10 protein-coding genes are annotated in these 12070 nt (G+C 66.1%); 9 read left to right on the top strand and 1 reads right to left on the bottom strand.

The window, feature by feature from the left end; translation table 11 throughout:
- Nucleotides 1–162: 162 nt before the first annotated feature.
- From ON19_RS33585 to fadD11, 7 genes are all read left to right on the top strand, one after another.
- Nucleotides 163–1200, top strand: a complete 1038-nt coding sequence (locus ON19_RS33585; RefSeq protein WP_043702170.1) for a PDR/VanB family oxidoreductase — start codon at nucleotides 163–165, stop codon at nucleotides 1198–1200.
- 26 nt (nucleotides 1201–1226) lie between these two features.
- Nucleotides 1227–1733 (top strand): SRPBCC family protein, encoded by a 507-nt coding sequence (locus ON19_RS33580; RefSeq protein ID WP_043702169.1) that lies wholly within the window; start codon nucleotides 1227–1229, stop codon nucleotides 1731–1733.
- On the top strand, nucleotides 1733–3220 hold the full coding sequence (locus tag ON19_RS33575; RefSeq protein WP_043702168.1) for an aldehyde dehydrogenase family protein: 1488 nt from the start codon (nucleotides 1733–1735) through the stop codon (nucleotides 3218–3220). Before ON19_RS33580 ends, ON19_RS33575 begins: the two co-directional genes overlap by 1 nt.
- Before the next feature lie 2 nt (nucleotides 3221–3222).
- Nucleotides 3223–4689, top strand: a complete 1467-nt coding sequence (locus ON19_RS33570) for a flavin-containing monooxygenase (RefSeq protein ID WP_043702167.1) — start codon at nucleotides 3223–3225, stop codon at nucleotides 4687–4689.
- Nucleotides 4686–5561 carry an SDR family oxidoreductase gene (locus ON19_RS33565; protein ID WP_043702164.1) on the top strand — a complete coding sequence of 292 codons (876 nt, stop codon included), beginning with the start codon at nucleotides 4686–4688 and terminating at the stop codon, nucleotides 5559–5561. The genes ON19_RS33570 and ON19_RS33565 overlap by 4 nt, the downstream gene beginning before the upstream one ends.
- A gap of 53 nt (nucleotides 5562–5614) precedes the next feature.
- Entirely contained in the window at nucleotides 5615–6559 is a 945-nt protein-coding gene (locus ON19_RS33560) for an alpha/beta hydrolase (protein WP_043702157.1), read from the top strand.
- Nucleotides 6560–6641: 82 nt separating this feature from the next.
- Nucleotides 6642–8441, top strand: a complete 1800-nt coding sequence (fadD11, locus tag ON19_RS33555) for a fatty acid--CoA ligase FadD11 (protein ID WP_043702155.1) — start codon at nucleotides 6642–6644, stop codon at nucleotides 8439–8441.
- Between the two features lie 262 nt (nucleotides 8442–8703).
- Here fadD11 and ON19_RS33550 read toward each other — a convergent pair whose 3' ends face one another.
- Nucleotides 8704–9324, bottom strand: a complete 621-nt coding sequence (locus tag ON19_RS33550) for a TetR/AcrR family transcriptional regulator (protein WP_043702153.1) — start codon at nucleotides 9322–9324, stop codon at nucleotides 8704–8706.
- 102 nt (nucleotides 9325–9426) lie between these two features.
- Between ON19_RS33550 and ON19_RS33545 the strand changes: the two genes are divergently transcribed.
- Together ON19_RS33545 and ON19_RS33540 are read left to right on the top strand one after the other, a co-directional pair.
- The gene (locus ON19_RS33545) at nucleotides 9427–10524 is read left to right on the top strand and encodes a hypothetical protein (protein ID WP_169334249.1); all 1098 of its coding nucleotides are present in this window, start codon (nucleotides 9427–9429) and stop codon (nucleotides 10522–10524) included.
- Between the two features lie 10 nt (nucleotides 10525–10534).
- The gene (locus ON19_RS33540; RefSeq protein ID WP_051169570.1) at nucleotides 10535–12061 is read left to right on the top strand and encodes an aldehyde dehydrogenase family protein; all 1527 of its coding nucleotides are present in this window, start codon (nucleotides 10535–10537) and stop codon (nucleotides 12059–12061) included.
- Nucleotides 12062–12070: the final 9 nt, after the last annotated feature.

The following is a 12070-nucleotide window of genomic DNA, read 5'->3' as shown; positions in this document are numbered from 1 at the left end:
ACGACGCGGTGTGATTCCCAACTGGACAGTGTTTTTCACTGAGATGCCGCGGTATCTGCGGCGCAGCTTCCATCCGTCGCAACTGGGGCCTATGGACACAGCGCTGCGGTATCTCGCGCACTCACCCGCGGCTAGGGCTGCCGGTCACTGATGGGAAAAAGCATGGTTGCAGACGAAGCCGCTCCGGCGAGCTTGCGGATGCTCGGCACGGTGATGGACGCCTACAAGCGAGTCTTCGTCTCCGGCCCCGCCGCTGCGCTGCTGTCGAGGTCGACTCCGGTGCGGCGTACCGGATTCGACCTGAACCTGGTCGTCGACCGGGTCGAGGACGAGGCAACGGACGTGCTCAGCTTCACGCTGCGCGCAGCCGACGGCGAAGCGCTGCCGGAGTGGCGCCCCGGCGCGCACCTGGATGTGTTCCTCCCTTCCGGAAAGCAGCGGCAGTACTCGTTGTGCGGTGACCCGAGTGATCGGTTCAGCTACCGGATCGCGGTGCGGCGTATTCCCGACGGCGGTGGCGGGTCGATCGAGATGCACCGCCACGTGCGGCCAGGGGATGCCTTGCAGGTGCGCGGGCCGCGCAACGCGTTCACTTTCGTGGAGGCTCCGTCATATCTGTTCATCGCGGGTGGCATCGGCATCACCCCGATATTGCCCATGGCCAAGGCCGCGGGTGCCCGCGGCAAGCTGGTCTACCTCGGTCGGTCGCGGGCTTCGATGCCCTTCCTGGATGAACTGCCCGAGGGGGAGATCCGGCCCGACGACGAATACGGCATGCCCGATGTTGCGGGGCTGCTCGAGCAAGCCGAACCCGGTGCTGCGGTCTATGTGTGTGGCCCCGCGCCGGTGCTGGCCGCGGCCCAGCGCACGATGTTCGCTGTCAATCCGACCGGGTCACTGCACACCGAGCGCTTCTCCGCTCTGCCGGTCACCGACGGCCGCCAGTTCGACCTCACCCTGGCGCGCACCGGGTGCACGATCCGGGTCGGTGCCGAGGAAACCGCGCTCGCCGCCATCCGGCGCACCGTGCCCGATGTCGTCTACTCCTGCCAACAGGGCTTCTGCGGCACCTGCAAGACCGGCGTGCTCGCCGGGGAGATCGAGCACCGGGACCGGATTCTGCCCGCGGCCGAACGCGCCGATCACATGCTCGTCTGTGTCTCCCGCGCGGCCGGCGACGCACTGGTCATCAATCTGTGAAACCACCGGAAGGGACGACGAGGTCCATGGCACGACGCTTCACCCTCGAGGAATCCGACGACGCGTTCCTCTCGACCGCGCCTCGGCGCTACGAACACACCATCGACATCGAGGCCGGTCCCGACGCCGTGTGGGCGGCGCTGACGGCCGACGACGCCCTGGTTTCCTGGTCTTGCGTGATCACCGGGATGGAGTGGACCTCCCCGCGCCCATTCGGGGTCGGCGCGACCCGCACCGTCACACTCGGCCGGCTCGTCCAGTTGGATGAGCGGTTCTACCGCTGGGACGAAGGCGAACGTATGACCTTCACGGTGGACGCCGCGTCCATCCCGGGATTGCGGCGTTTCGCCGAGGACATCGTGCTCGCGCCGCATGCCGGTGGCACCCGACTGGCCTGGACTTTCGCGCTCGAAGGCGAGCTTGCGCTGCGACCGCTGCTGGCCGTGGCCGGGCCGGTCAACCGACTCGTCACCGGCACGATCGCCAGCGGCACCGCGCATCGGGTCCGCCACGGGTCGGAAGCGGGGAACTGATGTCCACCAGCGTGACAATCACAGATACCACCTTCGAGGTGCGCAATCCGGCGACCGGGAAGAGGGTCGGTGTCCACCCTGTGCACACTGCCGCCGAGGTGAACTCAGCAGTGGCAACAGCGCGTGATGCCGCGGGCTGGTGGGCGAGTCTGGGGTTCGCCGGGCGGGCACGGCGGCTGGACGCCTGGCGTACCGAAATCACCCGCGGCCGTCACGAACTCGCCCGCATCATGCACGACGAGATGGGCAAGCCGATCTCGGACGCCAACCTCGAGATCGTCATGGCGCTCGAGCACCTGAAATGGGCGGCCCGCAACGCGGAGAGAGTGCTCGGACGCCGCCGCGTGATGCCGAGCTTGCTCACGATCAACCACGCCGCCGAGGTGGAGTACCGTCCATTCGGGGTGGTGGGGGTCATCGGTCCGTGGAACTATCCCGTGTTCACTCCGCTGAGTTCGGTGTCCTTCGCGCTGGCAGCGGGAAATGCCGTCGTTTTCAAGCCGAGCGAGTACACCCCGGGCGTCGGCGTGTGGCTGGCCGAAGCCTTCGGACGCATCGTGCCGGAAAAGCCAGTGCTGCAAGTGATCACCGGCTACGGCGAGACCGGTGCGGCACTGTGCCGCAGCAATGTCGGAAAGATCGGTTTCACCGGTTCGACCGCCACCGGCAAGCGGGTGATGGCGACCTGCGCGGAAAACCTCACTCCGGTGCTGATGGAATGCGGCGGCAAGGACGCGCTGATTGTCGATGCCGACGCCGACCTGGACGCAGCTGCCGACGTCGCCGTGTGGGGCGGCATGTCGAATGCGGGTCAAACCTGCCTCGGGGTGGAGCGCGTCTACGTACACACCGCCGTCTACGACGAATTCCTCGCGAAGGTGGTGGCGCTGGCGGCCACGGTGCGCGCGGGCGCGGGCAGCGCGCAGGTCGGCCCGATCACCATGCCCAAGCAGATCTCCGTCATCCTGGGGCAGATCGAGGACGCGCTGGCGCGCGGCGCGCGGGCGCTACTCGGCGGGCCGGACACCATCGACGGCCAGTTCGTCCAGCCGACCATCCTGGTCGACGTCCCCGAGGACGCTACGGCAGTGACCGAGGAGACCTTCGGTCCGACGCTCACGATCGCCGAGGTCACCGATATGGACGAGGCCGTCGCCCGGGTCAACGCGACCGAGTACGGACTCGGCGGCACTGTGTTCTCCCGCCGCGACGGCCGCGACATCGCCGACCGCATCCGGGCGGGCGGCATCTCCATCAATGCCTTCGTCGCGCATGCGCTGAATCCGTCGCTTCCTCTCGGCGGTGTCGGCGGCTCCGGCTTCGGCCGGGTACACGGTCCTGACGGCCTCAAGGAATTCGCTTACGCCAAGGCGACCACACGCCAACGCTTTCCATCACCGCTGGCCCTCACCACATTCAGCCGCAGCGAGATGGCCGACGCGATCGTCGACCGTGTGGTCGCGGTGCTACACGGAAGGATCCGATAACGATGAACGATTCGATCGAGCATCGGCAGATCGTCATCGTCGGTTCGGGTTTCAGCGGTATCGGTCTGGCGATAAAACTGCGTGAGGCCGGCTTCGACGATCTGATGATCCTGGAGCGCGCAGATGACCTGGGCGGCACATGGCAGGCCAACACCTATCCGGGGTGTGCCTGCGATGTGCCCTCCCACCTGTACAGCTACTCCTTCGCGCCGAACCCGAACTGGTCACGCAAGTACGGCACGCAGACCGAGATCCTGGAATACATCCGCGCTGCTGCGGAGCAGCATGACGTGGTGCGCCACATCAGCTTCGGCACGGAGTTGCTGCACGCACGTTGGGACGAGACACAAACGCGCTGGCACATCGAGACCTCCCGTGGCTCGCTCACCGCCGACTTCCTCATCTCGGCGACCGGCCTGTTCGCCGAAGCCAAATACCCGGCGCTGCCCGGTCTGGACACGTTCGCGGGCACTACCTTCCACTCGCTGGACTGGAATCACGACTACGAGCTCACCGGCAAGCGGGTTGCGGTCATCGGCACCGGTGCCTCGGCGGTCCAGTTCGTGCCGGAAATTCAGCCCAAGGTCGCGAAACTGTTGCTGTTCCAGCGCTCAGCTCCCTGGATTATGCCGCGCATGGACCGTCGAACGCTCGGCCTCGAGCGTAAACTGCTGCAGCGAGTACCTCTTGTGGGCAAGGCGATTCGCGGCGGCTGGTTCGGCGCTATCGAGGGCTTCGGGCTGGTCGGGTTCGTGGACAAACGATTCCGCCACCCGTACGAGCTGCTCGGCAGACTGCAGTTGCTTCGCCAGGTCCGCGATCCGGAACTGCGTCGCAAGCTGACGCCGGACTACATGATCGGTTGCAAGCGAGCGATCTTCTCCGACGCTTACCTCCCCGCGCTCGACCAGCCCAATGTCGAGGTCGTCACCAACGGCATCGCGGAGGTGCGGCCTCACTCGATCGTGCTGCGCGACGGCACCGAACACACGGTGGATGTGATCATCTACGGGACGGGATTCACCTCCGTTCCCAGCGCGTTCGAGAGGTTCATCGGTCGTGACGGTCGGTCGATGGCCGATCTGTACCGCAAGCAGCCGCAGAGCTACCTCGGTGCGACCCTCGCGGGCTTCCCGAACTTCTTCTGCACCCTGGGACCGTTCGGTGCGGCGGGCAACCAGTCGGCCATCTTCATGATCGAGTCGCAGATCGCCTACATCGTGGCTGCGCTGACCACGATGCGCGCCCGGCGGGCACACCGCGTCGAGGTGAAACCCGAAGTGCAGGAGGCATTCCTGGACGAGATGGCCCGGCGCAGTGCATCCACCGTGTGGGTTACCGGCGGTTGCACCGGCTACTACCAGACACCCGACGGTCGCAATGCCGGCCTGTATCCCAACTGGAGCTTCGAATATCGCAGTCGCACACGTCGATTCGACATCGAATCCTACGAGGTGAGTGCCCGATGAACAGCGGACCGCTCGAACCGTTGCGCCGAATCACCGGACCACGCTACGACGTGCGCGGGAAGACCGTGCTCATCACCGGCGCGGGCCAAGGCATCGGCCGTGAACTCGCGACCCTTCTGCACCGGCGAGGCGCGTCGATCGCGCTGGTCGACATCGATCAGGCCGCCGCGCAGGCAGCCGCTTCGGCTCTCGGTGAACGATCACTCGCGCTCAGCGCCGACGTGGCCGACCGCGAAGCCATGGAGAAGGCGACATCCCGCACTGTCGAGCGTTTCGGCCGCCTCGACGTGGTGGTGGCGAACGCGGGCGTCGTACCGAAACCAGCGACCTTGCGCACCATGGACACGGACAGTTTCGACCGCGTGCTCGATGTCAACCTCACCGGCGCGTTCAACACCGTCCGCCCGGCGCTCGATCATGTCATCGCGGTGCGCGGACATATCGTCGTCGTCTCCTCGTGCGCCGCGTTCGCCCCGGGGATGGGCGGCTCGCCGTACATGATCAGTAAGGCGGGTGTGGAACAGCTCGGCCGCGCCCTGCGCGTGGAACTGGCCCCGCACGGCGTCACTGCCGGTGTCTCCTACTTCGGCATCGTGGACACGGCGATGACCCACGCAACCCTCGACCGAGACGATATCGGGCGCGCCATCGACAACCTGCTGCCCTGGCCACTGGACATCCGCATCACCGCGGCTGAGGCGGCACGCGTCATCGCCGACGGCATCCGCCGCCGCGCCCCGCGAACCATCGCGCCGACCGGATGGGTGCCCTACGCGCTACTACGCGGAATCGTCAACGTCGCACTCGATCACCAGCTCGCCCGCGACCCCAAGCTCGCCACACTGATCCACCGAATCGAGAACGCACTGTGACCCGCGATGCGTCGAGCTGCCCGACACCCAGCGACGGCGGATCAGGTCCCGTTATGCGCGCCTCCGTGCGCGCCCGGGCACTACGCCGGATCTCGGCGCTGACCTTCCGCCCGGTGATCGACCTGATCCCGGTCACTCCGTCCACCATTCCCGCCGCTCGGATTCTCATCGACAACGTTCTGCGCACCGTCGCACCGATGCTGCGCGACACGGTCGTCGCAGCCGTCCGCGGCGACGAGGTACGCGGCGAATGGATCCGGGGCCCGAGAGTCGTGCGCGACGACGCGGTGATCCTGTACGTGCACGGCGGTGGCTTCGTCGCCGGATCCGCGCGGGCCTATCGCGGCATCACCTCCCGGCTGTCCGCCGCGACCCGGCTGCCCGTCTTCGCTGTCGACTACCGTCTGGCGCCCGAGCACCCGTTTCCCGCCGCGTCGGAGGACGTGTCCGCTGCCTACCAGTGGCTGCTCGCACAAGGCTTCCCGCCTCAGCGGATCATCGTCGCCGGTGACTCCGCGGGCGGGTACCTGGCCGCCGATTTCGTCATCACCAATGCCCGCGAAGGCGGGCCCCGCCCGGCCGCGCTGGTGCTGCTCTGTCCCATGACAGATCTCAGCTTGACCGCCGCGAACGCCCACGAGACCGCACAGCGGGACGGACTGCTGACCATCTCGGCCGTGACCGCGGCGATCGCTCACTTCACCACCGAGCCGCGCGAACTGCGGCCGCGCCGGGGAATGTCGTTGCCGCCGACGCTGATCCACGCCGGAGACGAGGAATTCTTCACGGGTGACGCCACCGCGCTGGCTGCCGGTCTGCACGCCGCGGGCGCGACCTGTGAACTCGTACTCTGGCCCAACCAGATGCACGTCTTCCATGTTTTCGCCGCCATGGTGCCCGAAGCCCGCATCGCCTACCGCGGCGCCGCTCGCTTCATCGACCGACATCTCGACCCCGCTACCGACGTGAGCGGCTCACCTCGAAGTACCGCACAGTGAGCTCTGGCCGACCACCGCACACTTCATCGCCGCACATCTCGACTTCGCTGCCTCTGAGGCAGTCCCGACCGAAGGACACCCTGTGACAACCAGCCGCTTCGACACCCTCTGCGCGGCCTTCCAGCACAACGCCACGATCGACCCGGATGCTGTCGCGCTGCGGATACCCGGCGCCGAGCGAACCCTCACTTGGCGGCGATACGCCGAGCAGGTCCGCGAGGCGGCCGCCGGACTGGCCGGCCTCGGTGTCGGACGCGGCGACACAGTGGCGCTCATGATGGCCAACCGGATCGATTTCTACCCCCTCGAAGTCGGCGCACAGCACCTCGGCGCCACTGCGTTCTCGGTGTACAACACACTGTCCGCAGAGCAGCTCGCTCATGTGCTCGGCAACGCCGACGCCCGCGTAGTCATCTGCGAACCGCAGTATGTTCCACGGTTGCGGGACAGCGGAGTCGAGCTCGACCACATCATCTGCGTGGACAACGCACCGGAAGGCACCCTCTCGATCGCTGACCTGATCGCGGGCGCGCCAGTGGATTTCGACTTCGACGCCATCTGGCGTGCGGTCCGTCCTGGGGATGTGGCCACACTGATCTACACCTCCGGCACGACCGGCAATCCCAAAGGCGTCGAGACGACCCACGCGAACCTGATGTTCGAGTGCTACGCGGTCGCCGAGGTGCTCGACATCCACTTCGGCGACACCATCACCTCCTATATGCCCACCGCGCACATCGCCGACCGGCTCACCGCGCTGTACTTCCAAGAGGTATTCGGCACCCAGATCACCTGTGTGGCCGACGCCAAACAGATCGCACCGGCGTTGGCGGAACTGCACCCGACCATCTGGGGTGCTGTGCCGCGCGTCTGGGAAAAGCTGAAAGCAGCAATCGAATTCGCCGCGGCCGACGAGCCGGACCAGGCGCGACGCCAAGCTGTGCAATGGGCCCTGAAGGTGGCCGCCCAGCGCAGCGAATACCAGCTCGCCCGAGCACCGATTCCGGACGACGTCGCCGACGAATGGGCTCGCGCCGATGCCTTGGTGCTCTCAGCGCTGCGCACCACAATCGGCCTCGACCGCGTGCGGTGGGCGATGTCGGGCGCCGCACCCATCCCGCCCCAGACCCTCGGATTCTTCGCGGGCCTGGGCATCCCGATCGCCGAAATCTGGGGTATGTCCGAATTGACCTGCATCTGTAGCGTCAGCCACCCGCGTGATGCTCGACTGGGCACTGTCGGCAAACTGCTGCCCGGCATGGAAGCCCGGCTCGGCGACGACGGGGAACTGCTCGTCCGCGGCCCCCTGGTCATGAAAGGCTACCGTGGCGAACCGGAGAAGACGGCCGAAGCGGTCGACCCCGAGGGCTGGCTGCGCACCGGTGACGTGGTCGACATCGATGACGACGGGTACCTCACGGTCGTCGATCGCAAGAAAGAATTGATCATCAACGCCTCCGGCAAGAACATGTCGCCGACCAACATCGAGAACACCATCAAAGCCGCGACACCCCTGATCGGCGCTATGGCAACCATCGGCGACGGCCGCCCGTACAACACCGCCCTCGTCGTCCTCGACGCGGAAAGCGTTGGCCCTTACGCAAACCAGCACAACCTTCCTGAAGCCACCGCAGCCGCCCTGGCGGATGATGCCACCGTCGTCGCCCACATCGCCGCCGGAATCGCGGCGGGCAACGCCGAGCTCTCCCGTGTCGAACAGATCCGCCGATTCCGCATCCTGCCCACATTCTGGGAAGCGGGCGGCGACGAAGTCACCCTGACCTTGAAACTCAAGCGCCGGATCATCGCCGAGAAATACGCCGCCGAGATCGCCGAGCTCTACCACGACGTGCCAGGGCCTGGTGTTCACCAACCGGGATGACCTCCGAATCCCCGGGGGGAGCGGGCGCCGTCGACCCGACAAGAGGTACTGCGGCGCGGGCGCTGGTAGCGGCGTCCGGCTGGTCGTCCGGGCCCTGATAGGGCGGGTTTCGCACAGTGTCCGGGCAGGGCGCGTGCGCGAGTATGGCAAAGGCGGCCGACGAGAGTCTGCGTTTGCGACCTCGACGGTGGCACCCATACGCCCAGTCCGGCTCGCCTGCTGCCGATGCCGTCGGTGGCCATGCATCCGCATTGGACAGGGACTATGCGATCGTTGTCTCGGTCGTGCGCAGCCATACGACGGTCAGGCCGTCGATGAATTGCCGCTTGGTCATGGTGATCGTTCCGTCGAGCCAGTCGAGGAGTGTGGCGACACTTCCGTTGACCAACAGTGCGGCGGTGAGGTCGATCAGCGGGTCGTCGGCATGGTGGATGACGCGACCGTCGGCGGCGAGGATCTGCACGATGCGTCCGATCGCGGCCCGTCGTCGCTGGGCGGCGGCATCGGTGGTCGACATTTCGCCGAACAGGACTCGGACCTTGTTCGGGTGTTCGACGCCGTAGTCGACGACTTGACCCACCATGGTCCGGATCAGATCGGCGCGCGGCGCGGTGAGGTCGTTCCGGACCACGAGCGTCAGCAGCTCGTCGGCCAAAGCGTCGATCATCGCGACGGTCAGGGCGTCGAGATCGGCGAAACTCTCGTAGAAATAGCGGCGGATCAGCCCCGCCGATTCACAGATGCGCTCGACGCTGAGGTGGCGCCACCCTTGCTCGGCGACGACGGCGATCGCGGCGTCGATGATCGCGGCACGACGCTGCTCCACTCGCTGCTGCATCGTTTTGCCCGCGTAGACGCGGCGCACCGGCTGTGGATCGGCCACTGACTCTCCGCCTTTCTCGCCGAACGGTTGACTTGATACCCATCATTCTGACACAGTTCTGTATCAGATAACTGACACAGTGCTGTATCAGATGGAGGCATGGTGGTGATCTCGGTAGCGAAACCGCTCGATGCGAGCACGGTCGGAGAAGCGGCCGGCACGCGGGCGCATCCGGTGGAGTGGTGGTATGCGAACGCGTTACTGGAAGCGCCGGGCGCACCGCTCGACGGTCTGGCTCTGGTGGGAGTGTTCTCCCTGTTCAAGGGTGTGATCGAGGAGGGCAGGCATCTGCTGATCTCCCCTCACGCCGGCACCTTCGCCGATTTCGGCACCGGTCCGTTGAAGTCGGGCACGATTCGCAGCAGTTCCACAGCTCTCGACGTCCGCAACGGCGCGAACTATCTGCGAGGCGCATATCCCGAGTACGAGCTGCACCTCGAGGGGCAGGCAACCAACGGCGCCCACATCGAGGTCACGCTGTCCTACACCGCCGATATCGCCCCGGAGCGGGAAGGCTATATCGATTCCCAGCTCAATCACTATGTGGTGTATCGGTCGAAGATCTCAGGCACGGTCGCGGTCGGCGCGGACCGCTACCCGGTAGGCGGATTCGGTTACTTCGAGCACCTGTACGGCACTCTGGGATGGCTCGAACCGTATCTGGGAGAACCCGATCCGCCGATCTTCGTCAACGGGTGGAACTGGTACTGGTCACCCTCCGCGGGACCGGACGGTGTGGCTGTGCAGGCCGGAGGCATCATCACCGAGGGTGAGCCGCTGCCGTTCGTGTCGGTGTCGGCGGACAGCAGGACCTTCACCCACTTCACGACCGGCCGCTTCGAGGTGCTCGAGGAGCGCATGGTCGAGGGTGTCGCGTACGCGCACAGCTTCCGATTGACCGACCGCAACGACGCCGGCTCGGTCGATCTGGTCTTCACCCGCCGTGATGCCGCCCAACGCGCGGTCAAACAGGCCCCCGGCGGTAACAAGGTCGTTTTCGTCACCGGTTTCGCAGGCCTCACTGGTTCGGTGCGGCTGGGGGAGCAGGAGTACGACGTGACCAGCCGGGCACTGGGCAGCGTGTTCACCGTGTCGCTGACGCCGACCATGGTCGCCGTACGCGAACTGCCGCCGATGATCCGGGTGCCGCTCGGCCGGGTGCTGCGAGCGGCGCAACTTCTCGCTTCGAAGGTGCGGTGACCCGATCACCGTGACAACGAAGCAGCCGGCCCGCCTCGACACCGAGGCCGGTCTCATCTATGTTCATCGTCCGGCCGACGGAACCCACATCACCGATCTGCCGCTACAGCAAGCGGTGCACGTCGCCGAATGCGCGGCCCGACTGCGTGCGGCGCAGCCGGAGTGGGAGCGCATCGGCGTCAGAGGCCGCATCAAGTGGCTCGCGCGTTATCGGCAGTGGATCGTCGACAATACCGACCGGCTGATTTCGATCGGCGCCGAAGAAGGCGGGCGTGTCCGAAACGAGCCGATGCTGGAGACCACGCTGATGGTCGAGTTGATCGACTACTACTCGCGGTCTGCGCCGAAACTGTTGGAGCCTAAACGGATTCGGCCGCGATCCCCGCTCGTCCTGGGGAAGAAACTGACCGAGTATCGGCATCCGCATCGGCTGGTGGGTGTTATCGGTGCGTGGAACTTCCCGATGCTGTTGACCATCGGCGACGCGCTGCCCGCCCTGTTCGCCGGGGCCGCGGTGGTACTGAAACCCTCGGAAGTGACCCCACTGGCGGTGCGCGAGTTGATCCGTGGCTGGCAGCACATCGGCGCGCCTCCGGTACTCGAGGCGGTCTACGGCGGCGGTGACATCGGTGTAGCGGTGGTCGATGAAGCCGACTTCGTCCAATTCACCGGTTCGGTCGCGACCGGTGTACGCGTCCTCGAACGCGCCGCGGCCACGATCACACCGGTCAGCCTCGAACTGGGCGGCAAGGACCCCTGCCTCGTTCTCGCCGGCGCAAACCTCGAGCGGGCCGCCAACTGCGCGGTCTACGGAGGGTTCTCCAACAACGGGCAAGTGTGCATGGGGTTCGAACGCGTCTACGTCGAAGACAGTGTGTACGACCGATTCATCGACCTGGTCGTGGCCAAAGTTCGCGCACTGCGCTCAGGCACCGACGACAACAGCGACGTCGGGGCGTTGACCTTCGCTCCGCAGCTCGACACGGTCGATACGCAGGTCCGCGACGCGGTGGCCAAAGGGGCTCGATTGCTGACCGGCGGGCACCGTATCGATCGCGATGGCACCTGGTACGCACCGACAGTGCTGGTCGAGGTCGACCACTCGATGGAGATCATGCGGGAGGAAACCTTCGGGCCGGTCCTGCCCATTATGCGTGTCGCAGACGCGCAGGAGGCGATCCGTCTGGCCAACGACTCCGGGTTCGGTCTCAGTGCCAGCGTGTTCGCCGGCGATGTGCAACGGGCCGAGCAGGTCGCGGCACAGTTGGAGGTCGGTGCGGTGAACATCAACGATTTCCTGATCAATATGACCTGTGTCGAGGCGCCGCAAGGTGGCTGGAAGCGATCGGGCATCGGATCGCGCGGATCCGACTACGGGTTGCTGAAGTTCACTCGCACCAAAGTAGTTGCCCACAGCAGGATTCCGATCGGCGACAGCGAAATCAACTGGTTTCCCTACACACCGGGACGCCGCAAGGCGTTCCGCGGTGCGATTCGCCTGTTCCATGGCCGCGGACTCGGCCGTTTCGGGTTCTGAACCAACTCT

This window comes from Nocardia abscessus NBRC 100374 (assembly GCF_000308455.1).
In the GTDB taxonomy this organism is placed as follows: domain Bacteria; phylum Actinomycetota; class Actinomycetes; order Mycobacteriales; family Mycobacteriaceae; genus Nocardia; species Nocardia abscessus.
Note: the sequence above shows the minus strand (reverse complement) of the source record. Positions and strands in the feature narration are given on the sequence as shown.